Genomic DNA, 25,494 nt, shown 5'->3' on the forward strand with positions numbered 1-25,494 from the left:
CTCCTGTCTCTCTCTCGTTGTGAATGCGGCGATCAGTCGACGCCGATGTTCTTGTCGCGGATGACGCGGCCGTAGCGCGCGCGGTCGGTATCGATCAACGCCTTGAGTTCCGCCGGGCCGGTTCCACGAGGGACGGCGCCTTGCTCGACGAGCGTCTGGCGCGTCTCGGCCACCGCCAGCACGGTCTTCACGTCGGCTGCCAGCTTGTCGACGATCGCCTGCGGCGTTCCTGCCGGTGCGAGCAAACCGATCCACGAGCCCGATTCGGCATTGGGGACACCGGCTTCGGCGAGCGTCGGCAGATCGGGCAGCGTGGGCGAGCGGGCGCTGCCCGTCACCGCCAGGCCGCGCAGCTTGCCGGCCTTGATGTAGCTCGCGGATTCGAGGATGGAGGCGAACAGCACATCGACGTGCCCGCCCATGAGATCGGTCATCGCCGGCGTGCCGCCCTTGTAGGGCACGTGGGTCATTCGCACACCCGCCGCCGCGGCAAAGATCTCGCCCGTCAGGTGCGGCGAGCCGCCGCTGCCGGAACTCGCGAACATCAGCTTGTCGGGCGAGGCCTTCGCGAGCGCGACGAACTCCGTGACGTTCTTCGCAGGCAAGGTCGGGCTGACCATCATCACGAAAGGCAGCTCCGCCACGAGCGACACCGGCGCGAACGCGCGGTCGGGGTCATAGGGCATCTTCTTGTAGAGCGAGGGATTGATGGACTGCGTGCCGACGTTCCCGATCAGCAGCGTGTAGCCGTCGGGCTTGGCCTTGGCGACCATCTCCGCACCGACCAGTCCGGCCGCGCCGCCGCGGTTGTCGACGACCACGCCCTGGCCCCATTTCTGCGCGAGCTTCTGCGCCAGCAGCCGCGCGCCGAGATCGGTGCCGCCGCCCGCGGGGAAGGGCACGACGATGGTGACGGTGCGGTTCGGATAACCATCCGTCGCAGGCGCGGCGGGCGGCGTTTGCGCGTGGACCGCCGCGGCGCAGGCCAACAGAAGGGGAAGGGCGCCGCCAAGGCGCCGCAGGGAATGGCTCATGTCTGTCTCGCTCCAGGTTGGAAGGGATGGCGTCCGGCGCGCCGTCAGTGGATCTCGGGCTCGCCCTCTGTCGGGGCGTTGCCTGTGTCCTCGCGATAGTCCGGCGCCAGGAAATCGAAGTCGCAGCCGGTGTCGGCCTGCTGTACGTGCTTGAGGTACATCACGCCGTAGCCCCGGCTGAACTTGGGGATCGGCTTGCGCCATTCGGCGCGGCGGCGTGCGATCTCTTCGTCGCTCACCTGCATGTCGATGCGGCGCGCGTCGATGTCGAGCGTGACGAGATCGCCGTCGCGCACCAGCGCGAGCGGGCCGCCCACGTGTGATTCGGGTGTGACGTGCAGCACGCAGGCGCCGTAGCTGGTGCCGCTCATGCGCGCGTCGCTGATGCGGACCATGTCGCGCACGCCTTCCTTCAACAGCTTCTGCGGAATCGGAAGCTGGCCCCATTCGGGCATGCCGGGGGCGCCCTGGGGGCCCGCACTCTGCAACACGATCACGCTGTCCTTCGTCACCGGCAATGCGGGGTCGTCGATGCGCGCGGCGAGGTCGTCGTAGTTCCTGAAGACGACGGCCGGCCCGGTGTGGCGGCGCAGGTGCGCTTCCATCGCGGCGGGCTTGATCACCGCGCCATCCGGCGCGAGATTGCCGTGCAGCACGGCCAGCCCGCCGCTTTCGAGCAGGGCTTCGGTGCGCGGGCGGATCACGTCGGCGTTATAGGTGCGCGCGTCCTCGATGTTCTCCGCCAGCGTCCGGCCGTTGCAGGTGCGCTGGCTGCCGTCGATCAGGTCGCCCATCTCGCGCAGGAAGGCGCGCAGGCCGCCGGCGTAGAAGAAGTCTTCCATCAGGTACTTGCCGCCGGGGCGCAGATTCGCGATCACCGGCGTGCTGCGTGCGAGCGCATCGAAGCGCGCGAGGTCGAGCGCGACACCCGCGCGGCGCGCCATCGCGATCAGGTGGACGATGGCGTTGGTCGACCCACCGAGGCCCAGCACGGCGGTGACGGCGTTGTCGAAGGACGCCGCCGTCAGGAAGTCGAGCGGCTTCAGGTCTTCCCACACCATGTCGACGATGCGGCGGCCGGTGTGCGTGGCCATCATCGCGTGGCGCGAATCGGCGGCGGGGATGGACGAGGCGCCCGGCAAGGTCAGGCCGAGCACCTCGGCGGCGCTCGTCATGGTGCTGGCCGTGCCCATGGTCATGCAGGTCCCGGGCGAGCGGGCGATGCCGTCCTCGACGTCCTGCCAGTCCTGCTCGGTGATGTTGCCCGCGCGCAGCTCGGCCCAGTACTTCCAGGTGTCGGAGCCCGAGCCGAGGTACTGGCCCTTGTAGTCGCCGCGCAGCATCGGCCCGGCCGGCATGAAGATGGTCGGCAGGTTCATCGCCAGGGCGCCCATCACCAGGCCTGGCGTGGTCTTGTCGCAGCCGCCCATCAGCACGCAGCCGTCGGCAGGGTAGGAACGCAGCAGTTCTTCTGCCTCCATCGCGAGCAGGTTGCGATAGAGCATGGTCGTCGGCTTCTGGAAGGCCTCGCCGAGGCTCATGGCGGGGATCTCCACCGGAAAGCCGCCCGCCTGCCACACGCCCCGTTTCACCTCTTCCGCGCGCTGGCGGAAGTGCGTGTGGCAGGAGTTCATGTCGCTCCAGGTGTTGAGGATGGCGATCACCGGTTTGCCGAGGTAGTCGTCGCGCGAGAAGCCCATCTGCGCGGTGCGCGAGCGGTGGCCGAAGCTGCGCAGGTCCTTCACGCCGTACCAGCGGTGCGAGCGGAGATCTTCGGGCCGCCTTCGTTGGGCGGGCGAGGGCGACGGGGAAAGCGGATCGGTCATGGGCTTGTCTCTTCGCGCTTTCGGCCGGATGCCGGATCAAAATGGTAGCGCTGTCATTTCATCATAAGACCGAATTCGGCATGCGGTCAACAGGGTATTTGCACCGAGGCGGGTCGCGTCAGGCGCTCGCGCGTTCGACCAGCGAGAAGCCGATGTCGATGACCTTCGCGTTGACCGGCCGCCCCTCGGCCCGGTCCATGATGAAGCGCGCGGCCTGCCTGCCGATGGCGGTGCCGTCGATGCGCACCGTCGAAATCGCCGGATGCGCATGGCGCGCAAACCCGAGGTCGCCGAAGCCCATGGCTGCGACGTCCTGCGGCACGCGCAGGCCGCGCGCCTGCGCTTCGGTGATCACGCCGTGGGCGAGGGCGTCCGAGCTGCACACCGCCACGTCGAGGTCCGGGACCTGGGCGAGCAGGTCCGAAAACGCAGCCCGTCCGCTGCCCAGCGTGGTCGGTGCCGCGACGATGCAAACCTGCGGCGCGCGGCCGCCCAGCGCCTTCCAGGCTTGCTTGAACCCTGCACATCGCAGGTTGGCCCGTTGATCGTCGCCCGTGATCACCGCAGGGCAGCGATAGCCCTTGTCGTGAAGGAATTTCGCTATGTCAGCGCCTACTTTCTCGTGGGAAAAGCCCACGAGCATGTCGACGGGCGTCGGGGTCAGGTCCCAGGTCTCGACGACCGGAATGCCCGAGGCGAGCAGCCGCCTTCGGCCTTCCGCCGACCGCATGATCCCGGTGAGCACGATGCCATCGGGGCGGCGCCCGACGATGGCGTCGATCAGCGCATCCTCCCGCGAGTTGTGATAGCCGGCCTGACCCAGCATGAGTTGGTAGCCGCCTTCTGCCAGCGCTTCGGTCAGCGCCTGGATGGTCTCCAGGAACACCGTTCCGGCGATGGTCGGCACCAATGCTGCCACCAGCCGGCTGCGGTTCGATGCCAGTCCGCCGGCCAGCAGGTTGGGAACGTACCCTGTCCGCTCGACCGCCAGCCGTACCTTTTCCCGCGTCTTGGGTGATACCAGATCCGGCGTGTTGAGCGCTCGCGATACCGTGATGGCAGACACCCCGGCGAGCTTGGAAACGTCTTCGAGGGTGATGCCGCCGCTACGGCGGCGTGTCGGGCGATAGGTGGGATCAGACAAGGTCTCGGCTTTGAAATGTCGGCGCTAACATCATGCTGACGCATCGCCGCATTATGGGCAAACCGTGCGCTGGTCGTCGCGATCGTGTTTTCGGACCCATCCTATTTGCGCTGCGTATTGCCGTCTGTCTACTTCGCCCTCGCAACGATGGATTCACGAAGGGAGATGGCAATGTCGATGATTCAACAGGAACCCGCCTGCGGGAAATATCTAGGCAAAACTCGCGCTTCGCACGGCATCGGCCGAAGCCTCGCCTCGACATGGCGGTCCGCCATACGAGCAACTCCACTGGAGACCTTTACCGCCTGGGATTGGATAGTTTTCGTGTTCCGAGTCGCAGGCGGTGTCGTTGGCTTCTACTGGGTCACATTGATCGTGATACGGGAGCAGTCTCCCTGGCTTTTCGACTAGGGCATGTGGCCACGGCTGGCAAAGGCTACCTTGCTGCCGTCGAGCCCAGGCTAGAGTCCCAGGTCGCTGAGACCTGGGTGATCATCAGGGCGCCGGCCCAGCGGCCACGAGAATTTGCGCTCGCTCTCCTTGATCGGCAGATCATTGATGCTCGCGTGGCGATGCACCATCAGCCCCGCCTCATTGAACTCCCAGTTCTCGTTGCCATAGCTGCGGAACCAGTGGCCGGAATCGTCATGCCACTCGTACGCGAAGCGCACTGCAATGCGCGGACCGCCGAAGGTCCACAGTTCCTTGATCAAGCGGTAGTCGAGTTCGCGGGCCCATTTGCGCTCGAGAAACGCCTGCGCCGCAGCACGGCCGACGCAGAACTCCGCGCGGTTGCGCCAGCGCGTGTCCTCGCTGTAGGCCAGCGCGACGCGCGCCGGGTCGCGCGAGTTCCAGCCGTCCTCGGCCAGGCGCACCTTCTGCACGGCCGTTTCATGGGTGAAGGGGGGTAGCGGTGGGCGGGTTTCCATGGCAAGTCCTCTCGTTAGGCAGGGTTGGCAAATCCGGTTTCGCGATCAGCCCAGATCGAACTGCGCGCCGAAGGCCGCGCAGAACTCCGGCGTGCCGCTGATCGACATCGTCACTGTGTGCCGGGGCGTCGCCGGCCGGCCGGCACGCACGCGCACACGATGCGCGTCTTCGTCGAATTCGATCGTCTCCGCGATGGTGACTTCCTGCATCCCCTGCAAGTCGTAGTCCCAGTCCCCACCATCGCCCACCGGACCCCGGCGTCCGGGAAAAGTGGCGTGTGCCCAGTCCAGCACCTGCACGATCTCGGCATGCAACGCCGCGACTTGCTGCGGGCCGGTGGTCGCCATGGCGTCGAACACGCCGACGCCCTCGGTGTCCTCGCTGTAGTCGAAATCCAGGTAGTCGAGTGTCATCGGGTCAAAGCTACATCAAATCCCGCCCGTGAGTCACGGTCCCGGCGCGGCGCAGGCCCCATCGCGAAAAGGGCGGTGCCGGACGCTCACGACTTCTCTCCAGCCTCGCCCGGCCCACCCAGCGCCTTCGACACGGCCACCAACCCCAAGGCCAGCCGGCTCGTGCTCTCGGTGTACTCCCGCTGGGCCTGCAGCCAGGTCCGTTGCGCATCGAGCTGTGTCAGGAAGTCCGTCAAGCCATGGTCGTAGCGGACCTGCGCCAGTTGCAGCGACTCGCGGCTGCTGCGCTCCCGCGCGGCGAGTTGCACGTTGCGCTGCCGTTCCGCGGTGTAGACGCTCAGGGCGTCGTCGATCTCCTGCCAGGCCTTGAGCACGGTCTGGTGGTAGGTCACGGCGGCTTCCTGCTGCTGCAGTTCGCGCAGGGTCACGGTCGCGCGGCGACGGCCGCTGTCGAAGATGGGCATCTGCAGGCTCGGGCCGATCGACCATTGCCGGGCACCCCAGTCGCCGAAGTTGCTGCTGGTCACCGAGTCGAAGCCGAAGCCCGCGCCCAGCGTGACGCGCGGGTAGAGGTCGGCGACGGCGACGCCGATGTTCGCGGTGGCCGCGTGCAGTTGCGCCTGTGCGAGCTGGATGTCGGGGCGGCGCAGCGCCACTTCCGATGGAAGGCCCAGCGAGAGGTCCGGCAGCGCGCTGGCGGGTGTATCGGGCCGGGCGGCCAGTTCCGCGCGCAGGGCGCCTGGCCGCTCGCCGACGAGCAGCGTGATCTGGTTGAGCGCCTGCACCTCTTGCGCCAGCAGTTGCGGCACACGTGCGCGCAGGTCGGCCGTCTGAGCGTTCTGGCGCGTCACGTCGAGGTCGGTCGTCAGCCCGCCGTCGGCGCGCGCCTTGACGAGCGACAACGTTTCCTCGGCGGCCTTGACGTCGTCGCGCGCCAGCCGGATCTGCTCCTGCACCGAGCGCAGCTCGAAGTAGTGGCGCGCCAGTTCGGCCTGCACGCTGAGTTGCACCTGCGCGAGCAATGCGCGCGATGCAGTGACGTTGGCATCGGCGGATTCGACCGAGCGCCGCACGCGGCCCCACAGGTCGATTTCCCACGAAGCGTCGAAGCCTGCCTGATAGAGGTTGTGCGGCTCGCTCAGGGTCTTGATGAGTTCGTCACGATTGGCAGGGTTGATCGCGCCGACGAGCCGGGTCGGTTCGCCGAACTCGCTCTGCCGTTGACGCAGCACGCTCGCATTGACGCCGACTTGCGGCCCCTGCTGCGACTCGACGATGCGCAGCTGCGCGCGGCTCTGCGCGAATCGCAATGAGGCGGTCTGCAAGTCCTGATTGGCTTCGAGCGCGCGCACCTCCAGCGCATCGAGCACCGGATCGCCGAAGGTCGACCAGCCGATCGGCGCCGCCGCGGCGGTTGCTGCGTCGAGCTGGGGATTGACGAGATCGTCGGAGCCGCCGTGCCAGGTCGAGAAGGTGGCTGGTGCCTGCGGCGTTTCCGGCTTGAAGTCCGGGCCCACCGCACAGCCGCCGAGCGATGCGGCAGCGAGCACGGCGGCAAGGAGCGAAGCGCGAAGGGACAAGGGCGAAGTCTTCATGATCTGCCTTTCAATGCCCTCAGGAGCAACCGAGCGCGATATCGGGAATCCCGCGGATCCGGCTCTGCCGGGGCGAGGCTGGGGGGCGAGCGTCATACCAATCGATGGCGGAACAGCCATGCTGCGAGTGGCAGCGTGATGGCTGCTATGACGCAAAGGGGAATGAGGTTGTGCCAGACGGTCATCAGCCCGACCCCTTCGAGGTACACGCGCTGAACGAGGTCGATCGCAAATCGCAGCGGGTTCGCCATGGTCGCGATCTGCAGCACGCGCGGCATGTTGCTCACGGGCGTGGTCAGGCCCGACAGCAGCATCATCGGCATGATCAGCACGAAGGTGTAGAGCATGGCCTGCTGCATGTTGGCCGACACCGCCGAGATCGAGAGCCCGATGCCCACGCTCGCGATGGTGAACATCGACAGGCCGATGTAAAGCGTGACGAAGGAGCCGGCCATCGGCACCCTGAACCACAGCAGCGTGATGAGCAGCACGAGCGTGGACTGCACCAGCCCGATCGCCACCGGCGGGAGGGCCTTGCCGATCATGATCTCGGTGGGCGACAGCGGCGTCACGAGCAACTGGTCGAAGGTGCCCTGCTCGCGTTCGCGCGCCACGGAGAGTGCGGTCAGCAGCAGGGTCTGGATCATGCTGAGCGCGGCGATCATGCCGGGCATGAAGTTCCAGCGCGTCTCCAGGTTGGGGTTGAACCAGGCGCGCGATTCGATCGAGACGGGCGCGTGGAGGCCGCCGTGTCGTTCCCGCCATTCGTCGTTGAAGTTGGTCACGACCGAGTTGACGAAACCCGCCGCCGAGCCCGCGGTGTTGGAGTTGCGCGCATCGATGATGACCTGGATCGATGCGGTCTCGCCCGCATTGAGCTGGTTCTCGAACTGCTGTCCGATCTGGATCACGACCAGCGCGTCCTGCGAATTGACGATGGGCGCAATCTCGTTGGGCGACGTGAGCGTCGCGGCGCGCCGGAAGACACCGGTGCCGTCGAGCTTGGCGATGAGGGCGGTCGATGCGGCGCTGTGGCTCTGGTCGAGCAGGGCGTAGTCGACGTGGTTCAGGTCGTAGGTAGCGGCGTAGCCGAAGAGCAGGCTTTGCATCAGCGCCGGCACGATGAGGATGACGCGACTGGACGGGTCCTTGAGGATTGCCAGCAGCTCCTTGCGACACAGGTTGGCGACGCGCCGGACGAAATCGAGAAATGCGTTGTCCATGGTCTTCAATCCAGCTGCTTGCGAGTCACGACGCGCGCGACGCCCAAGAGCACCACCGCGTAGACAATCAGGATCGCGCAGTTCCTGAAGATGAGCGGCCACACGTTGCCGGCGAGGAAGAGCGTCCGCACCAGTTCCATGAAATACGTCGCCGGGAGTGCCTGGCCCACGATGCGGACGACCGTCGGCACATTGCGCAGGTCGAAGAGAAAGCCCGACAGCATCAGCGACGGCAGGAAGCTGGAGATCAGTGCGACCTGGCTCGCGAGAAACTGGTTGCGCGTGACCGACGAGATGACGAGACCCACGCCTACCGCGACGAGCAGGTACAGCATCGCGCTGACGACGATGGCGGCGAGCGATCCGTACATGGGCACCTCGAACAGGAAGCGCGCGGCGACCAGGCACAGCAGCAGTCCGACCATGCCGATGCCGAAGTACGGAATGATCTTCGCCAGCAGGATCTCCACCGGCCGCACCGGCGTGACGAACAGCGCCTCCAGTGTGCCGCGCTCCCATTCGCGCGCCATCACGAGCGCGGTGAGAAATGCGCCGACCAGCGTCATGATGAGCACGATCAGTCCCGGTACGAGATACCACGTGCTGGTATTGGCGCTGTTGAACCACAGCCGCTGTTCGATGGCGACCGAGCCAATGCCGGGCGCCGTGCTGCGGCCGCCCTCGTCGGCCAAGCGCAGCGGGTACTGGGCGAGCGCGCCGCTTGCGTAGCGCAGCACGATGGCGGCCTTGTTCGCATCCGCGCCGTGCACGATCACCTGGATGCGTGCGTCGCCGGCCGCGAGCCGGCGCGAGAAGTCGCTGGGCACGCGCACGATGCCGTCGACTTTGCGCTCGTGCATCAGCACTTCGGCTTCGCGCATCGAAGTCAGCATGACGGGCGAGATGTAGGGCGTGAGCTGCAGGCCCGAGACCGCCTGCACCGCGGTGGGCGAGGTGTCTTCGAGCACGACGGCCATCGGCGCGCTCTTCACGTCGAGCGAGAGCCCGTAGCCGAAGATCAGGATCAGGATGATCGGCAGCAGGATGCCGATCGCGAGGCTGCTCGGATCGCGCAGCAGTTGCCGCGTCTCCTTGCGCGTGAGCGCGATCAGCCGCGGCCAGAAGCGGCTCTGCGTCGCGCCGGCCTGCGTGGGCATGTTCATGCGCTTGCTCCGGCCGTGGGCGCGCGGGCGGTATCGCGTGCCTGCGTGACGATGTCGATGAAGGCCTCTTCCATGCTGAGACGGCCGTCCGGCGCGCTGCCGGCCTGCACGCGCACCTGCTGCGGCGTGCCGATGGCAAGCAACTTGCCGGCGTCCTGGATCACGATGCGGTCGCAGTACTCCGCCTCTTCCATGAAGTGCGTGGTGATGATCACCGTCACGCCCGCCTCGGCCAGCGCCGTGATGCGACGCCAGAACTCGCGCCGGGCCAATGGGTCGGTGCCGCTCGTGGGTTCGTCGAGGAACAGGATCTCGGGCTCGTGCAGAAGGCCGGTCGCCATCGCGAGCCGCTGCTTGAAGCCGCCGGGCAACTGGCCGCTGGTGGCATTCTCCTGGCCGAGCAGGTCGAACTGCTGCAGCACCGTCTGCATGCGGTCGCGAAGATGCTGTCCGCGCAGGCCGTACGCGCCGCCGAAGAACTGCAGGTTCTCGGCGACAGACAGATTGCCATAGAGCGCGAACTTCTGCGAGACGTAGCCGATGCGGGCGCGTGCCTGTGCGCGCGCGGTCCGCAGGTTGACGCCTGCAACCTGCAGGAAGCCGCTGCTGGCCGGCAGCAGTCCACAGAGCATGCGGAAGGTGGTGGTCTTGCCTGCGCCATTGGGGCCGAGCAGGCCGAAGATTTCGCCGCGGCGCACGTCGAAGCTCATGCTCGCGACGGCAGTGAAGTCGCCGAACTTGCGCACGAGATCCTTGACCTGGATGACGACCTCCTCGTTGTCGGCGCCGGCCGGGACGACTTCGGGCGGCGGGTGCGCAGCAACAGAGGCCTGCTGGGCGCGCAGGAGCACCATGAAGCCGTCTTCCAGGCGCGCCGGCACCGGCTCAACGGGCGCGCCGTCGAGCAGCGCATCCACTGCGGCGGCGTCCGCGTCGGGTCGGCGGATGAAGCGCACCTCCCCGCCCTGCGGCACCGCATCGATGATCGTCGCGCCTGCATCGAGCAGGTGCGCCTGCAAGGTGCGCGGCGCGACGCCTTGCGGTGGTGTCGTGACGAAGCAGAGATCCTTTGCGTTGTCGCGGATCTCGCCGGGCGCGCCTTGCGCGATCAGCTTGCCGCCACGCAGCACGAAGACCTGTGCGCAACGCTCGGCTTCGTCCAGGTAAGCGGTGCTGACGATGACCGACAGATGCTCGTCGTCGACGAGCTGCTGCACGATCTCCCAAAGCTCGCGCCTCGAGAGCGGATCGACGCCGACCGTCGGCTCGTCGAGCAGGAGCAGCGCGGGCGAGCGCACCAGCGTGCAGGCCAGGCCCAGCTTCTGCTTCATGCCGCCGGAGAGCTTGCCGGCAGGGCGCGAGGTGAAGCGGCCGAGATCGGTCATCTCCATCAGGCGCGCATAGCGCTCGTGCCGCTCGGCCTTGCTTACGCCATGCAGGTCGGCATAGAGATCGAGGTTCTCCTGCACGCTCAGGTCCTCATAGAGCCCGAAGCGCTGCGGCATGTAGCTGATGCGATCCTGCACGGACTGGGGATGCCTGGCGACGTCGATGCCGAGCACCTGCAGCGATCCCTCGTCGGCGCGCATCAGGCCGGCGGCCAGGCGCAGCAGCGTGGTCTTGCCGGCGCCGTCGGGGCCGACCAGCGCGGTGAGCTTTCCGGCAGGCACTTCGAGCGATACGTCGTCGAGCGCTCGAACCGGGTCCGCCACGCCCTTGACCTGGAAGCGCTTGTGCAGGCCGCGGCCCGCCAGCGCTGGCGCGGGGGTGTCCATCAGGGCTTGCTCCCCGCAGTCGTCCCGCTTCCGTTGCCATCGAGCGCGAGTCGCACCGTCGCGGGCATGCCGAGGCGCAGCCGGTCTTCCGGATCGTCGGCCAGTACGCGGATCTCGTAGACCAGGCTGCTGCGCAGTTCTTCCGTCTGCACGGTCTTGGGCGTGAACTCGGCAACCGAGGAGATGAAGCCGACCTTGCCCTGCAGCGGTTGGCCCGGATGGCTGTCGGTCGTCAGCGTCGCGGCCATGCCGGGCTTGACGCGGCCGAGGTCGGCTTCGGTCACGTAGGCGCGCACCCACTTGGGATCGGTGATCGCCAGCGTGAACACCGGCCGCTGCGGCGAAGCCATGTCGCCCGGCTCCATCAGCCGCGCGCGAACCACGGCATTGATGGGCGCCTTGAGCTGCGCCTCCTGCAACTGGTGCCTGAGCACGCCGAGCGCCGCGACCGCGACCTCGAGTTGCGCCTGTGCCTGCGCGATGTCCTCCTTGCGGGGCCCCGTCACCACGAGCTGCTGCGCCTTGCGGGCGTTCTCGAGTTGCGCCAGTGCGACCTTGTGACGGGCTTGCGCGGCATCGAGGTCCTGCTGGCTGACGGCGCGGCCCACGGTGGTCTGTCGAATGGATTGCAGCCGCTCCAGTTGCTGGCGTGCCAGTTCGGCATCCGCCGCGGCGGCCGCGACCTGTGCGCGGGACTGGGCGATTTCCTCGGGGCGGCTGCCGCTCTTCAGGCGCTGCAGCGCCTGCGTCTGCACGGCGATCTGCGCCTCGGACTGCGCGAGTTGCAATTGCAACGTGCGGGTGTCCAGCTCGCCTAGCACCTGGCCGGCCTTGACTTGGTCGCCCTCCTGCACGTTGAGCTTGTCGATGCGCTCGCTGCCATTGAACGCGAGCGACACTTGCCGCAGGTCGACGTTGCCGTAGAGCACCAGGCTGTGCGGATCGGTGGAAGGCCGGTTGAAGTACCACGCCGCGAAAGCGACACCTGCCAGGAGAACGATGGCACCCACGAGGATCGGCTTCTTGTTCATGGTCCCTCTTGCAACCGGATGACGGTGCGTTGTCGATGAAGTAGACTGATCATATTAAATTTGAATTCAAATTCAAACTACAGGGTTGTATCCAGGGTTATCCAAATGCCAGCGTCTGCCAAGAGGAAATCATCAGCGCCCGTGAAACGCGGGCAGCGTCCGGATGGTGACGCGACGCGCCAGCATCTGCTCGAAACCGCCGGGCAGGTGTTTGCCGAGCGCGGCTTTGCCGAGACCACGAGCAAGGAAATCTGCGAACGTGCCGGTGTGCCGCTCGCTTCGGTCAACTACCACTTCGGCAGCAAGGAAGGCCTGTACGAGGCCGTGCTCCTTGCTGCCCATCGACAACTGATGGGCCTCGAGGACCTGGCGGCGCTCGCGGCGGGCATCGACGATCCGTCGCAAAGGCTGCGCACGGTGCTGTCGCATCTCGTCAATCTGTCGTTGCGCGCCGCGGGGCCGTGGGGGTTCCGGATCGTGCTGCGCGAAATCATGACGCCTTCTGCAGCAATGCCGGTGTTGGTCGAAAAGGCGATTCGTCCCAAGTCGCAGTTCATGCGCGAGATGGTCAGCAGCTACATGGGGCTGCCGCCTGAGCATCCGACCGTCCAGCGCGGGCTGGTGTTCGCCTTGCTGCCTTGCCTGGCGATCATGGTCGTGCCGAGGGAGGTGCCCGCGAAGCTGCTGCCGGCCATCGCGAGAGACAGCGTCGGCCTCGCGGACGAACTCATGTGCTACGTGATGGCGGGACTGGACGCGATGGCGCGCGCGCAGCGGCCGAAGGGGAAGACGCAGAAGACCGAGAAGAAGCTGGTACGCCCGCCTGCGCGAGAAGCCAGGCGCGAAAAAGCGTGAGCGCCGGGCGCTCGTCGTGTGTGACGGGCGTCACCAGGAAATAGCTCCGCTCACCATGCAATGGCCGATCGCAGGCGATGACGAGTTCGCCCCGCGCGAGCTCCGCCTGGATCAGCATGCCCGGCATCAAGGCCACGCCAAGTCCGTGCGCCGCGGCGATCGCCAGCATCGAGAACAGCTCGTAGCGCGGCCCGCTGTGCGCGCGCGATGAATCCACGCGCTGCGCATCGAACCACTGCCGCCAGCCGTCGGGACGCGTGCTTTGCTGCAGCAACGGCATCCGCGCCACCGCCGCCGGCGACAGCGGCTTGCGCCCGCTGAGAAGCGCCGGGCTGCAAACCGGTACGACATCCTCATTGAGCAGCACGGTGGACTGCGTGCCGGCCCAATTGGCCGTCTGCGCGGCCGTACCGGCGTAGATCGCGGCGTCGAAAGGCGTGTCGTTGAACAGGAACGGTCGCGTGCGCGTCTCGATGTGCACCGTGATGTCCGGATGCCTTGCCGCGAAATCCGGCAGACGCGGAATCAGCCAGCGTGTCGCGAACGTCGGCACCGCCGCAAGCTGGAGCGAACCGCCCTGGCCCTGCCGCGCCATCGCATCGAGCGTGTCGCGCTCCATGGTGTCGAGCTGCCGCGCGATCTGGCGCGCGTAGTCTGCGCCGGCCGGCGTCAGCGCGACGCCGTGCCGTGTCCGACGGAACAGCGCCATGCCGAGGAAGGCTTCCAGCGCGGTGATCTGGCGCGACACGGCGCTCTGCGTCAGTGCCAGTTCCTGTGCGGCGCGCGTGTAGCTCTCATGGCGCGCGGCGGCCTCGAAACAGATCAGGGCCTGCGTGGAAGGGATCTTTCGGCGCATGGTATGCGGTGCCTACATAGTTGAGGGTCGAAGTTCACCTATGGAACGACAGAGTGCGATTGTGCTTTGAAGTGAGCAGAACGCATAACTGGGTGTCGAATCATCGTTTGCGCTCGTCACCCCGCGCGCTTACGATCTCGGCCAGCCTCAGCACTTCAGAACTTCCACCCCGGAGACATCACATGGCCAAGCACGCCGCATTTCATTGGGACGACCCTCTTCTCCTCGACCAGATGCTCACCGACGACGAGCGCATGGTGCGCGACGCCGCCAACGCCTACTGCCAGGAGCGCCTCGCCCCGCGCGTGATCGAGGGTTTCCGCAACGGCGAAACCGATCCGGCCATCTTCCGCGAGATGGGCGCCCTCGGCCTGCTCGGCCCGACCATCCCCGAGCAATACGGCGGCCCCGGCCTCAACTACGTCTGCTACGGCCTGATCGCCCGCGAAGTCGAGCGCGTGGATTCGGGCTACCGCTCGATGGCCAGCGTGCAGAGCTCGCTCGTGATGGTGCCGATCTACGAATTCGGCTCCGAAGCGCAGAAGCAGAAGTACCTGCCCAAGCTTGCCACCGGCGAATGGATCGGCTGCTTCGGCCTCACCGAGCCCGACCACGGTTCCGACCCCGGCAGCATGGTCACGCGCGCCAGGAAGGTGCCCGGCGGCTATTCGCTCACCGGCGCGAAGATGTGGATCAGCAACAGCCCGATCGCCGACGTCTTCGTCGTGTGGGCCAAGGAAGTCAGCGAGAGCGGCGCCGTCGGCCCGATCCGCGGCTTCGTGCTCGAGAAGGGCGCGAAGGGCCTGAGCGCCCCCGCCATCCACGGCAAGGTGGGCCTGCGCGCCTCGATCACCGGCGAGATCGTGATGGACAACGTGTTCTGCCCCGAAGAGAACGCCTTCCCTGAAGTTCGAGGCCTCAAGGGTCCGTTCACCTGCCTCAACAGCGCCCGCTACGGCATCTCCTGGGGCGCACTCGGCGCCGCCGAAGACTGCTGGCACCGCGCACGCCAGTACACGCTGGATCGCAAGCAGTTCGGTCGCCCGCTCGCCGCCAACCAGCTCATCCAGAAGAAGCTGGCCGACATGCAGACCGAGATCACGCTGGGCCTGCAAGGCTGCCTGCGTCTCGGCCGCATGAAGGACGAGGGCACGGCGTCGGTCGAAGTGACCTCGCTGCTGAAGCGCAATTCCTGCGGCAAGGCCCTGGACATCGCACGCCTGGCCCGCGACATGATGGGCGGTAACGGCATCAGCGACGAGTTCGGCGTGGCGCGTCACCTGGTCAACCTGGAAGTCGTGAACACCTATGAAGGTACGCACGACATTCACGCGCTCATCCTGGGCCGCGCCCAGACCGGCATCGCCGCGTTCGCGAACTGATGTCCACCCCCGCCGCGCAAGGTGCCCTCGCGGGCATCAAGGTCCTGGACCTCTCCCGCGTGCTCGCGGGTCCGTGGTGTACGCAGATCCTTGCGGACCTGGGCGCGGACGTCGTCAAGATCGAACGCCCTGGCGTCGGTGATGACACGCGCACCTGGGGCCCGCCCTTCCTGAAGGATGCGGAAGGCAGGGACACCAACCAGGCGACCTACTTCACCGCCTGCAACCGCAACAAGCGCTCGGTCACCATCGACATGGCGACGCCCGACGGGCAAGCCTTGCTGAAGCAGATGGCCGCGCAGAGCGACATCGTGGTCGAGAACTTCAAGACGGGCGGCCTCAGGCAGTACGGGCTGGACTACGACAGCCTCAGCGCGCTGAACCCGCGCCTCGTCTATTGCAGCGTGACGGGATTCGGCCATGACGGCCCGCATGCCTCGCGCGCCGGCTACGACCTGATGATCCAGGCCACGAGCGGCATGATGAGCATCACCGGCCGTCCCGATGAAGCGCCGGGCGGCGGGCCGCTGCGCGTGGGCGTGGCGCTCACCGACCTGTTCACCGGCGTCTACGCGAGCACCGCGATCCTCGCGGCGCTCGAAGTCCGCCACCGCACCGGCGAGGGCCAGCACATCGACATGGCGCTGCTCGACGTCGGCATGGCGATCCTTGCGAACCAGGCGAGTGCCTTCCTCAACACCGGCGTGGCGCCGCAGCGGCAGGGCAACAGCCATCCAAGTCTCGCGCCGTACCAGGACTTCCGCACCAAGGACGGCGCGATGCTGCTGGCCATCGGCAACAACGGCCAGTTCACGCGCTTCTGCGAAGCGGCCGGCCATGCGGAATGGGCGAGCGATCCACGCTTTGCGACCAACACGCTCCGGGTGAAGCATCGCGAGGTGCTGATCCCGCAGATGGAAGTCGTGACCCGCACCCGCACCACCGCCGAGTGGATCGCCCTGCTCGAGGACAAGGCCGTGCCCTGCGGCCCGATCAACGACATCGCGCAGGCTTTCGACGACGACCAGGTGAAGGCGCGTGGCCTCGCCGTGAGCCTGCCGCGCGATGCGGGCGACGGCATCGCGCAGATCGTCGGCGTTGCGAGCCCCCTGCGCCTGAAAGGCACGCCGCCGGTGCTGCGCCATGCGCCGCCCGCGTTGGGGCAGCACACCGACGAGGTGCTGGCCGAACTGGGCATCGACGAGAAACGCCGCGCTGCGTTGCGCGGGGCAGGCGTGGTGTGAGCCACGCGGGCACGGCCGGCACGCAGCGCTCGACGCGCGCCGCCGCCGCGCCTGCACCCGACACGCTGACGCCGGCCGACCGCTACGAAGAGCTCTTCGTGGCGGTCCAGTCCAACCACGTCTTCGCAGACAGCAAGAGCTTCGTCGACTGCGCGCCGCGCTTCGATCCGGCCGACATCCTCGCGGCCTACCGTGCTCAATCGCCGCAGCCCGGCTTCGATCTCGCGGCCTTCGTGCATGCGCATTTCGATGTGATCGACCAGGCACCTTCCGACTACGTGTCGGTGCCCGGACAGCCCATCGCCGCGCATATCGACGATCTGTGGAACGTGCTTACGCGCTATCCGCAAGACCATCCGGAACAGTCGTCCCTGCTGCAACTGCCGCATCCATACATCGTGCCGGGCGGGCGCTTTCGCGAGCTCTACTACTGGGACTCGTACTTCACCCTGCTGGGCCTGAGCGGCGGAGATCACGTGCAGCTCATGCGTGACATGCTGGAGAACTTCGCCTACCTCATCGACACTTACGGGCACGTGCCGAACGGGACGCGCATCTACTACCTGAGCCGCTCGCAGCCCCCGGTGTTCGCGCTGATGGTCGAGCTGGCGCAACAGCAAGGTGTTGCGAACGCCGTGGACTTCCTGCCGCAACTGCGCAAGGAGCATGCGTTCTGGATGAAGGGCAGCGATGGTCTCGCGGAAGGGCAAGCGGCCCGGCGCGTCGTGCGCCTGCCCGGCGGCGCGATGCTCAATCGCTACTGGGACGAACGCGACACCCCGCGCGAGGAGTCGTGGATCGAAGACATGACGACCGCGCAATCGTGCGAGCGCGAGCCTGCGGAGCTTTATCGCGATATCCGCGCGGCCTGCGAATCGGGCTGGGACTTCAGCACCCGCTGGCTGCGATCGCCGCCGCCGCACAGCGGGAAGCGAAAGCAGGTCCACGTTCGCGCGGGAACGGCTCCGTCGCTGTCGAGCATCTGCACCACTGACATCCTGCCAGTGGATCTCAACGCCTTCCTGCACAAGCTGGAGTCGACGATTGCCGTGCTCGCGGAAAAGGCCGGCGATGCCACTGCCGCGCAGGAGTTCGCGCAGCGCGCCGACGATCGCAAGGCCGCCATCGCCGATTGCTTCTGGAGCCCGACGCACAACGCCTACTTCGACTTCGACTGGCGCCGGGGCGAGCTCCGCGATTGCCTGACTGCCGCCTGCGTCGCGCCGCTCTTCGTGGGCGTGGCGGATCCGGCGCATGCACAGGCATTGGCGGAGACCGTGTCGCGACGGCTGCTGGCGCACGGCGGGCTGTCGACCACCGAATGCGGAAGCGACCAGCAATGGGACCAGCCCAACGGCTGGGCAGCCCTGCAATGGATGGCTATCCGCGGCCTGGCCGACTATGGTCATGACGCTCTCGCGGTCACGATCGCCAGTCGCTGGCTCGCGACGGTGGCGGCCGTCTATGAGCGCGAGGGCAAGCTGGTCGAGAAGTACGCGATGCGGCACATGGAGCACGAGGGCACCGAAGGCGGTAGCGGCGGCGAATACCCGCTGCAGGATGGCTTCGGCTGGACCAACGGTGTCACGGCCGCGTTGCTCGCCCGGCAGCCGCAGCACACCGCGCATGACTGCGTGGCGCATTCCACGGCGCCGCAGCATCGCTGACGAGTTCGCGGCCGGCCGGCGCGAACGCGCCTAGCAATCCTGGAATCTCGCTGCGGCCGACACCGAGGTCGCTCAACTCGCGTTCGCTCATGGCGCGCAGCAGGCGCTGGTCCTGCCGCACGCGGCGCACCGCACGAAAGCTCTCCAGAACGGCGGCGAAGAGTGTGGGCTTGGGCGAATGCATGGAAGGCTCCTTGAACAGGGCCTCATGGTGCAAGCTCGCGTGCTATTGTGGAAGTTGAGATTTCTGTGGTCACCGATCAGTCTTCCTGATGAGACAACTCAACCTCGATCAACTCCGCACCCTGGTGTCCATTGTGGATCTCGGCACCTTTTCGGCTGCCGCCCAGGCGCTGCACCTGGCGCAACCGACCGTCAGCCTGCACATCAGCGAACTCGAATCGCGGCTCGGCGCCAGGCTGGTCGTGCGGGGCAGCCGACGCGTCACGCCGACGGCAGCCGGCGCCGCGCTGGTGGAGCGGGCCCGTCGGCTACTGCGCGACGCCGACGACGCGGTGGATGCCGTGCGGCGCCAAGCCGAAGGGCGCGTGGGCCGCGTGCGCCTCGGCACGTCGACCGGTGTGGTCGTCGACCTGCTGCCACAGGTGCTCGAAGCGCTCGAAGAGCAGCACGCCGGCATCGACGTGGAGGTCAGCATCCTGGGTTCGTACGAGGCGATGGCCAGGCTTGCTACGGGCACGCTGGACATCGGCCTTGTCGCCATGCCGCAGCCGCCCTTGCGTGACCTGGTGGTCACGCGCTGGCGCAGCCAGCCGATGAAGGCCTTCGTTCCCCGCAAATGGGAGGCACCGAAGCGGGCCACACCGAAATGGCTGGCCGCACAGCCGCTGATCTTCAACGACGCGACCACGCACATGTACCGGCTCACGATGGAATGGTTCGCCGCGGCGGGCGAAGCGCCGCGTGCGCGCATCGAACTCAACTACGACGCCGCGATGCGCAGTCTGGTGGCTGCCGGCTACGGCGCTGCCGTACTGCCATTGCAACCGGGAACGGACGATCTGGTAGGCGAGCGCATGCGCATCCTGCCGCTGAGCCCGCCTCTCACGCGCAGGCTCGGCATCGCGCACCGGCCGCGGCCTTCGCTCGACGGCGCCACCGAAAGCGTGCTCCAGATCCTGGAGCGATTCAGCCAGCGCTAGCGCGAGCGAAGGTTCAAAGGGCTCGTCCGACGACGGCGAAGGCGAACACGAGGACGCCGAGCGCGAGGTTCACCGCGACCAGCTTGCGGATGATGTTGAGATTGGCCGCCGCGACCGGCCATTCGCGGGCGGCGACCGCACGCTGAAGCCGCGGATACGGCGCGATCCGGATGTGCAGGAACAGCGCCATCATCAGAAGGCCGACGGCGAGCATGGCATGCACGCTCCAGTGAACCCGCGCGAACCCTCCCGACATCCACACCATGAGCAGTCCGCTCAGGAGCAGCACGACGATGGCGGTCGAGACGCCGACGAAGAAGCGCGAGAGCGTTGCAGCGAGGAAAGGCAATCGCATCGGCGGCTCGAGCGTCGCTACGGCAGCCGGCCGGACGCCGAAATGCATCAGCGCCATGCCGCCGACCCAGAAGGCGGCGGCGAGCAGGTGGAGGAAGAGGAGGGTGGCGATGGTCAGGGACATGCCGCAGCGTAGACCAGAACGGAGCGGGCAAGAAAAGCGGGCAATTGCGTTGCTCGCGGCACTGCCGACCGGCTGTATCTTTTCCTGTTCATTCATATTGAGGAGGTGATCTGAAGCGTTGATACCTAGCATCAGAGCCCCACACTTCCGACTGGAGTCCGTGATGCCCGTAGATATCACCAAGCCGCTCGATGACATCGTCGTCAGCAATCAGGAAAAAGCCTTCCTCCTCGATCTCCAGGCCAACATTCTGAAAGGTCATGGCCGCGAACACGTCGCGCTGATGTTCCTGGCGATCAAGGATGTGACCAAGGCGCGGCAATTCCTCCATCATTTCCCGGTTTCCAATGCCTTCGCGCAACTCGAAGAGGTCAAGGAGTTCAAGGCCTCGCGTTCGCCGGGCGGCGTTGTGCGACTCGCCTTCCTCAGCAAGGCCGGTCTTGATCTGCTCAGTCATGGACCGAAGTTCTCTTCGTTCGGTCTTTTCGCGAACGGGATGGCCGCCGATGCCGCCGTGCTTGACAGCGGCACAACCTCTTCGTGGCAGCACGAACTGACGCTGCCGGTCCATGTGATGCTGCTTGTCGCGTATCACGAAGTGACCGCGTTCGAACGCATTGTCGGCAAGCTCGTCGACGATTTGAATCAACCTGCGAGCGGCTTCGATGTGACGTTCGTTCAGGAAGGGTCGGCCTACAAGAACGGTGACGACGTAGGCATCGAGCACTTCGGCTACGTGGATGGTCGGTCCCAACCGCTGATGCTCAAGAGCGAGCTCAACGCGGAACCGCATGCCGTGTACGACCCCACTTCACCCCTTGAACAGTTCATCCTGCCCGATCCCCTGCATGGCGGGTCGTTCGGCAGCTTCCTCGTATTCCGCAAGCTCGAACAGAACGTGGCCGGGTTCAACCATGCCGAAGACGCCTTGGCCGTGACGATGGGCCTGACGGGGCCCGACGCCGAGCGAGCGGGCGCGCAAGTGGTGGGACGCTTCGAGGATGGCACGCCTTTGACCCTGCACAAGAGCGAAAACGGCGTACCTGTGGTGAACGACTTCGACTATGCGAGCGATGCCGGTGCAAGATGCCCATTCCAGGCGCATATCCGCAAATCGAATCCACGCGGCTCCAGTCCCGGAGGCTTGGTGTTCGACAAGAAGGTGCAGATGGCGCGGCGGGGGATCACGTATGGATGCCGGCTTCAGGACCCTGACTCGAAGGAGTTCATCGACAAGCCGAACGACGGTGTCGGCCTGCTGTTCATGAGCTACCAGGCGTCGATTGAAAACCAGTTTCACTTCATGCAGACACAGTGGGTGAATTCCCCCGACTTTCCGCATTCCGGCGTCGGCATCGACCCGGTCATAGGGCAAGGCAGCTCGACGCTCGCTCAAACCTGGCCGCCAACCTATGGTTCCGCCGCTGGCGGGGTACCCAGTCTCTTCAAGGGATTCGTCACGCTCAAGGGCGGTGAGTATCTTTATGCGCCGTCGGTGAGCGGACTCAAGGCGCTATAGGGCAGCGCGGGTGCCCCCCCACCGGCGCTGCCAGGTTCGGCGCCTCAGTCGACCTTGATCCCGGCCGCCTTCACCACCTGCTGCGCCTTGGCGGTCTCGTCCACCAGGAACTTGTCGAACTGCGCCGACGGCATGGTGAAGGGCTCCGCGCCGAGCTTGTCGAGCCGATCCTTGAGATCGGGCGCGGCCATGATCTTCGCCACCTCGGCCTGGAGACGGTCGACGATGGGTTTTGGCGTCTTGGCCGGTGCGAAGAGTCCGACCCAGAACAGGTACTCGGAACCGGGCACGCCGGCCTCGACCGTGGTCGGCACCTGCGGCAACGCCGACGAGCGCTTTCCGGTGCCGACGGCCAGCGCCTTGAGTCGACCGTCCTTGATGAGCGGCAGCGCGGACACCATGGGCGCGAAGAACCAGTCGATGCGTCCGCCCATCACCTCCGTCATGGCTTCCGGCGTGCCCTTGAACGGCACGTGCTGGGCCTGCAGGCCGGCGGCAAGGCGGAACACCTCCGCGTTCATGTGCGTGGCCGAGCCGTTGCCTGCCGAGCCGTAGTTGAACGCGCCGGGCTTGGCCTTGACCTGCGCGACCAGATCCTTCTCGTCGACGAAGCGGTTGGGCGGAGTGACGAGCACATTGGGAAGGCTCGCCAGCGGCGTGACGCCCGCGAAGTCCTTCAGCGTGTCGTAGGAGAGGTTCGGGTAGATCGACGGATTGACCAAGTGCCCCGCCGAGTGGATGAGCAGCGTGTAGCCATCCGCCGGTGCCTTGGCCACCTGCGCCGCGCCCAGCGTGCCGCCGGCGCCGGGCTTGTTGTCGATGATGACGCTGGTCCCCAGCGCCGGGCCCAGTCTTTCCGCCATCAGTCGCGCCACGATGTCGGTGCCGCTGCCCGCCGTGAAAGGAACCACGACGCGGATCGTCTGGCCGCGCGGCCAATCGCCCTGCGCCTGGGCACTGGCGAAGGCACAGAGTGCGAGGGCGGCGGTGAGAAGCTGGCGTCGGCCGGGGAGGAATGTCTTCATGGGCTGTCTCCGTTGGAATCGTTGAGGAATGAAGTACGACGTGGGCGAGGGGCGCGCTGTTTCAGGCGGGCGGGGGCGCATTCGCCATCACCAGCGCCACTAGAACGGGGCGGTTGGTGCGATTGACGAGTTGCCGCTTCTCGCCGGGCGCGAAGCGGCAACTGTCGTAGGGACCGAGTTCCTGCTCGTCCGGCCGGCCGTCGAGTTCGGACACGACGGTGAGCCGGCCCTCGAGCACGAGGTAGAGCTTCTCCATCGGCGAGCCGTCGAGCGTGGTGTGGCCGCCGGGCAGGATCTGGCTGATGCCCATCCACATCTGCGTCGAAGGGCCGGCGTCCTTGCCCTGCAGGCGCAGGCAGCGCATGTCGAAGTGGTTGGGCGCCTCGTAGGCGGGCGCCGCGTCGAATCGGGTGACGTGCATGGCTGGCTTCTCCTCAGGGACGCAGCACGACGCGGTCGGTGCTGCCCGACAGTACGAGTCGGTACGCATCGAGTGCCTCGTCGAGCGCGAAGGCGCGCGCGACGGGGAAGGGCTTCAGCGTGCCGCGCTCGAAGCCCTCGCGCATGGCGTCGAGCTGTGCGGTCGATGCGATGCAGTCCATCGCGAGCGAGTCGATGCCGACAAAGGTGTGCATCCCGCGGTAGAACGCGAAGATGTCGAAGGGCACCGCGCGGTCCTGGGTCGAGATCAGGATCTGCGTCGCACCCTTGGCCATCGACTTGTTCGCGGCTTCGAAGTAGGCGCTGCCGACCGTGTTGTAGGCGATGTCCACGCCGCGTCCGTTCGTCAGCTCGCGCACCCGGGCGGCGATGTCGCCCTGCGTGGCGTCGACCACATCGACGGGGGAGTTCGCGAAGCCTTCGAAAGGTCCGGCGCTTCGCTGCACGGCGATCACCCGGGCACCGCCCTGTGTCGCGAGTTGCACCGCAGCCTGGCCGACCTTGCCGTTGGCGCCGAGCACCAGCACGGTCTGGCCCGGCTGCGGCATGCCGCTGCGGCGAAAGCCTTCGTAGGCGGTCACAAAGGGCACGCCCACGGCGCCTGCCTCGTCCATGGAAATGCTGCGTGGCCGGTCGCGCAAGGCAGCCACCGGAAGCAGCAGGTAGCGCGCATGCGAGCCGTCGCGCGTGATGCCGACGTCGCCGCCCGATCCGTAGACCTCGCGACCGACCCACTCGCCAGGGCCATCGATCACGATGCCGGCGAAATCACGCCCCGGCGTGCGCGGAAACACGGCTTGCGGCATCAGGCCCAGCGCCGCTTTCACGTCGCTCGGATTGACCGCGGCGGCACCGACCTTCACGACGGCGAAGCCGGGCTTCGCAACGGGCTGAGGTTGGGGCGCCGCTTCGAGCTGAAGCGTGTCGAGGTTCGCGGCCTTCTGGCTCACGCGCAGCGCACGCGCGCTGTCGTTGATCACCGCGCTCATTGAGTAACCTCCGTGCTCCGCACTGCGGTGCGAGCTTGCTTGGAGCGGTCCGGCGCGGCGCTCATGACCGGACCTCCCGCAGTCCCAGCATCGCGCGCGCCTCGCGCGCATTGGCGACTTCGCCGCCCAGGCTCTCGATGATGTCGCGCGCCTTCGCCACGAGCTGCGCGTTGCTCTGCGCGAGCACGCCCTTCTCCAGGTAGATGTTGTCCTCCATGCCGACGCGCACATGGCCGCCGAGCAGCCAGGCCTGCGCCACGATCGGGAATTCCATGCGCCCGATGCCGAAGGCGCTCCAGAAGGCGCCGCGCGGCAGCATGTCGCGGGCGTACAGCACGGTCTGCGGCGTGGCCATGAAGCCGTACTTCACGCCCAGAACCAGCGTCCACATCGCAGGCCCTTCGAGCGTGCCGTCGGCGATCAGGTCCAGTGCCATGTGGATGTCGCCGGAGTCGAAGATTTCGAGCTCGGGCTTCACGCCGGCATCGCGGATCACCTTTGCCATGCGGCGCACGTTCTTCGGCGTGTTGATGACGACGTCGGGCCCGGAGTTCATCGTGTTCAGGTCGAGCGAGCACACATCGGGCTTGATCAATGCGATGTGCTCGACGCGCTTCTCCGGCAGCAGCAGCGTGCTGCCCGGGGCGGCGACCTTGGGATCGTCCTCACTCGGGATGAACCGGCCGCCCGGGCCGGTGGTGAGGTTGATGATGAGTTCGCGGTTGGCACGGCGGATGCGGTCCACCACGTCGCGGTAGAGCTCGACCTGCATCGAGGGGCGGCCGGTCTCGGGGTCGCGCACGTGGATGTGGACTTGTCCGGCGCCGGCTTCCGCAGCGGCCAGGCATTCGTCCGCGATCTGCGCCGGGGTAATGGGGAGGTGCGGCGTCTGCTCGGGCTTCACCAGGTTGCCGGTCACCGCGCAGGTGATGAGAGTCTTGGTGTTCACAGATGCCGCCCTCCGTCCACCACGATGCGCGTGCCGGTGACGAAGCGAAGCGTGGTCGCGAGCGCTTCGACCGTGGCGGCGACGTCCTCGGGCAGGCCGATCCGGCCGAGCGGCGTGGTGTTCGCCATCTTGGCCTTGAAGTCCTCGCCGCGGCCCGGCACGAACGCGGATTCGACCGCGCCCGGCGATACCGACACTACGCGCACGGCTGGCGCGAGTGCCTTGGCAAGCGCATCGCCCACGACGTCGAGCCCGGCCTTCGCGGCGACGTAGGCAAGATTGCTGCCCACACCGGTGAAACCGGCGATCGAGGAGATGTTGACCACCAACCCATCGCCGCTGGCCTTGAGCAAAGGCGCGAAAGCGCGGATGGTGGCGAACACGCCGCGGAAGTTGGCGCGCAGCAGTTCGTCGATGAGTTCGTCCGTGAGTGCGTCGAGATCGGCAGCCGGCACCGGCTTTGTGTGGCCCGCGCTGTTGACGAGGATGTCGCAACGGCCATACGCGGCCTGCACATCGGAAGCGGCACGCTGCAAGCTGGGCGTATCGACGATGTCGGCGCGGATCGCGCAATGGTGCTGGCCGGCATCGCTCGGCAGCGCTGCGGCGCGGGCGTCGGCATCTTCGGCCTTGCGATGCAGCAACACGCAAGTCGCGCCGAGCGCGGCGAGGCGGCCAGCCGTCGCGTAGCCGATCGCGCCGAGGCCGCCGGTAATGACCGCGACCTTGCCGTCGAGTCTGGATGTGGGGTCAAAGCTCATGAGGTTCCCAGGAATGAAGTCAGCGTTGGAA

General features: G+C 66.8%; 24 protein-coding genes and 1 pseudogene. 6 read left to right on the top strand and 19 right to left on the bottom strand.

Annotated features, from left to right (window positions below; all coding sequences use genetic code 11):
* Window positions 1-32: 32 nt before the first annotated feature.
* The 10 genes from AC1D3B_RS14850 to AC1D3B_RS14895 form a co-directional block, all read right to left on the bottom strand.
* A complete protein-coding gene (locus AC1D3B_RS14850) occupies window positions 33-1,034 on the bottom strand; it encodes a Bug family tripartite tricarboxylate transporter substrate binding protein (protein ID WP_478191430.1) in 1,002 nt (333 codons plus the stop codon).
* 44 nt (window positions 1,035-1,078) lie between these two features.
* Complete coding sequence (gene araD / locus AC1D3B_RS14855; RefSeq protein WP_478191431.1) at window positions 1,079-2,860, bottom strand: L-arabinonate dehydratase; 1,782 nt, start codon at window positions 2,858-2,860, stop codon at window positions 1,079-1,081.
* Window positions 2,861-2,978: 118 nt separating this feature from the next.
* Window positions 2,979-4,004 carry a LacI family DNA-binding transcriptional regulator gene (locus tag AC1D3B_RS14860; RefSeq protein WP_478191432.1) on the bottom strand — a complete coding sequence of 342 codons (1,026 nt, stop codon included), beginning with the start codon at window positions 4,002-4,004 and terminating at the stop codon, window positions 2,979-2,981.
* 461 nt (window positions 4,005-4,465) lie between these two features.
* Complete coding sequence (locus tag AC1D3B_RS14865) at window positions 4,466-4,933, bottom strand: nuclear transport factor 2 family protein (protein ID WP_478191433.1); 468 nt, start codon at window positions 4,931-4,933, stop codon at window positions 4,466-4,468.
* A 45-nt stretch (window positions 4,934-4,978) separates the two neighbouring features.
* Entirely contained in the window at window positions 4,979-5,347 is a 369-nt protein-coding gene (locus tag AC1D3B_RS14870) for a hypothetical protein (RefSeq protein WP_478191434.1), read from the bottom strand.
* 86 nt (window positions 5,348-5,433) lie between these two features.
* Complete coding sequence (locus tag AC1D3B_RS14875; RefSeq protein WP_478191435.1) at window positions 5,434-6,942, bottom strand: efflux transporter outer membrane subunit; 1,509 nt, start codon at window positions 6,940-6,942, stop codon at window positions 5,434-5,436.
* A gap of 92 nt (window positions 6,943-7,034) precedes the next feature.
* Window positions 7,035-8,165, bottom strand: coding sequence for an ABC transporter permease (locus AC1D3B_RS14880; protein ID WP_478191436.1), 1,131 nt, complete (start codon window positions 8,163-8,165; stop codon window positions 7,035-7,037).
* Window positions 8,166-8,170: 5 nt separating this feature from the next.
* Window positions 8,171-9,322: an ABC transporter permease gene (locus AC1D3B_RS14885; RefSeq protein ID WP_478191599.1), complete on the bottom strand. Its 1,152-nt coding sequence runs from the start codon at window positions 9,320-9,322 to the stop codon at window positions 8,171-8,173.
* A gap of 2 nt (window positions 9,323-9,324) precedes the next feature.
* Window positions 9,325-11,103, bottom strand: coding sequence for an ATP-binding cassette domain-containing protein (locus AC1D3B_RS14890; RefSeq protein ID WP_478191437.1), 1,779 nt, complete (start codon window positions 11,101-11,103; stop codon window positions 9,325-9,327).
* Window positions 11,103-12,134, bottom strand: a complete 1,032-nt coding sequence (locus tag AC1D3B_RS14895) for an HlyD family secretion protein (RefSeq protein ID WP_478191438.1) — start codon at window positions 12,132-12,134, stop codon at window positions 11,103-11,105. Before AC1D3B_RS14895 ends, AC1D3B_RS14890 begins: the two co-directional genes overlap by 1 nt.
* A gap of 105 nt (window positions 12,135-12,239) precedes the next feature.
* Here AC1D3B_RS14895 and AC1D3B_RS14900 point away from each other — a divergent pair.
* A pseudogene (locus AC1D3B_RS14900) lies at window positions 12,240-12,815 on the top strand (TetR/AcrR family transcriptional regulator); the annotation flags it as partial.
* A gap of 46 nt (window positions 12,816-12,861) precedes the next feature.
* On the opposite strand, the gene AC1D3B_RS14905 reads toward AC1D3B_RS14900, so the two are convergent.
* The gene (locus tag AC1D3B_RS14905; protein WP_478191439.1) at window positions 12,862-13,845 is read right to left on the bottom strand and encodes a LysR substrate-binding domain-containing protein; all 984 of its coding nucleotides are present in this window, start codon (window positions 13,843-13,845) and stop codon (window positions 12,862-12,864) included.
* Window positions 13,846-14,027: 182 nt separating this feature from the next.
* Between AC1D3B_RS14905 and AC1D3B_RS14910 the strand changes: the two genes are divergently transcribed.
* Genes AC1D3B_RS14910 through treF form a run of 3 tightly spaced genes read left to right on the top strand, consistent with a single transcriptional unit; the run spans window position 14,028 to window position 18,138 of the window.
* Window positions 14,028-15,227 (top strand): acyl-CoA dehydrogenase, encoded by a 1,200-nt coding sequence (locus AC1D3B_RS14910; protein WP_478191440.1) that lies wholly within the window; start codon window positions 14,028-14,030, stop codon window positions 15,225-15,227.
* Entirely contained in the window at window positions 15,227-16,471 is a 1,245-nt protein-coding gene (locus AC1D3B_RS14915) for a CaiB/BaiF CoA transferase family protein (protein ID WP_478191441.1), read from the top strand. Before AC1D3B_RS14910 ends, AC1D3B_RS14915 begins: the two co-directional genes overlap by 1 nt.
* The gene (gene treF / locus AC1D3B_RS14920; protein ID WP_478191442.1) at window positions 16,468-18,138 is read left to right on the top strand and encodes an alpha,alpha-trehalase TreF; all 1,671 of its coding nucleotides are present in this window, start codon (window positions 16,468-16,470) and stop codon (window positions 18,136-18,138) included. The genes AC1D3B_RS14915 and treF overlap by 4 nt, the downstream gene beginning before the upstream one ends.
* Here treF and AC1D3B_RS14925 read toward each other — a convergent pair.
* Window positions 18,056-18,322, bottom strand: a complete 267-nt coding sequence (locus AC1D3B_RS14925; protein ID WP_478191443.1) for a DUF1127 domain-containing protein — start codon at window positions 18,320-18,322, stop codon at window positions 18,056-18,058. The two genes, treF and AC1D3B_RS14925, sit on opposite strands and share 83 nt — an antisense overlap.
* 88 nt (window positions 18,323-18,410) lie before the next feature.
* On the opposite strand from AC1D3B_RS14925, the gene AC1D3B_RS14930 reads away from it, so the two are divergent.
* Window positions 18,411-19,301, top strand: a complete 891-nt coding sequence (locus tag AC1D3B_RS14930) for a LysR family transcriptional regulator (RefSeq protein WP_478191444.1) — start codon at window positions 18,411-18,413, stop codon at window positions 19,299-19,301.
* Window positions 19,302-19,314: 13 nt separating this feature from the next.
* Here AC1D3B_RS14930 and AC1D3B_RS14935 read toward each other — a convergent pair whose 3' ends face one another.
* A complete protein-coding gene (locus tag AC1D3B_RS14935; RefSeq protein WP_478191445.1) occupies window positions 19,315-19,779 on the bottom strand; it encodes a CopD family protein in 465 nt (154 codons plus the stop codon).
* Between the two features lie 88 nt (window positions 19,780-19,867).
* Window positions 19,868-20,236, bottom strand: coding sequence for a hypothetical protein (locus AC1D3B_RS14940; RefSeq protein ID WP_478191446.1), 369 nt, complete (start codon window positions 20,234-20,236; stop codon window positions 19,868-19,870).
* 39 nt (window positions 20,237-20,275) lie between these two features.
* On the opposite strand from AC1D3B_RS14940, the gene AC1D3B_RS14945 reads away from it, so the two are divergent.
* Window positions 20,276-21,298 (top strand): Dyp-type peroxidase, encoded by a 1,023-nt coding sequence (locus tag AC1D3B_RS14945; RefSeq protein WP_478191447.1) that lies wholly within the window; start codon window positions 20,276-20,278, stop codon window positions 21,296-21,298.
* Between the two features lie 44 nt (window positions 21,299-21,342).
* On the opposite strand, the gene AC1D3B_RS14950 is transcribed toward AC1D3B_RS14945, so the two are convergent.
* The 5 genes from AC1D3B_RS14950 to AC1D3B_RS14970 all read right to left on the bottom strand — a co-directional run bounded on the left by AC1D3B_RS14950 (window position 21,343) and on the right by AC1D3B_RS14970 (window position 25,463).
* Window positions 21,343-22,323, bottom strand: coding sequence for a tripartite tricarboxylate transporter substrate binding protein (locus AC1D3B_RS14950; RefSeq protein ID WP_478191448.1), 981 nt, complete (start codon window positions 22,321-22,323; stop codon window positions 21,343-21,345).
* A gap of 61 nt (window positions 22,324-22,384) precedes the next feature.
* Window positions 22,385-22,744: a cupin domain-containing protein gene (locus AC1D3B_RS14955; RefSeq protein ID WP_478191449.1), complete on the bottom strand. Its 360-nt coding sequence runs from the start codon at window positions 22,742-22,744 to the stop codon at window positions 22,385-22,387.
* Window positions 22,745-22,757: 13 nt separating this feature from the next.
* On the bottom strand, window positions 22,758-23,753 hold the full coding sequence (locus AC1D3B_RS14960) for a quinone oxidoreductase family protein (RefSeq protein ID WP_478191450.1): 996 nt from the start codon (window positions 23,751-23,753) through the stop codon (window positions 22,758-22,760).
* A gap of 61 nt (window positions 23,754-23,814) precedes the next feature.
* Window positions 23,815-24,702 (bottom strand): beta-keto acid cleavage family enzyme, encoded by an 888-nt coding sequence (locus AC1D3B_RS14965; protein ID WP_478191451.1) that lies wholly within the window; start codon window positions 24,700-24,702, stop codon window positions 23,815-23,817.
* Window positions 24,699-25,463, bottom strand: a complete 765-nt coding sequence (locus AC1D3B_RS14970; RefSeq protein WP_478191452.1) for an SDR family NAD(P)-dependent oxidoreductase — start codon at window positions 25,461-25,463, stop codon at window positions 24,699-24,701. Before AC1D3B_RS14970 ends, AC1D3B_RS14965 begins: the two co-directional genes overlap by 4 nt.
* Window positions 25,464-25,494 lie beyond the last annotated feature (31 nt).

The organism is Variovorax sp. P5_A3 (genome assembly GCF_056400665.1).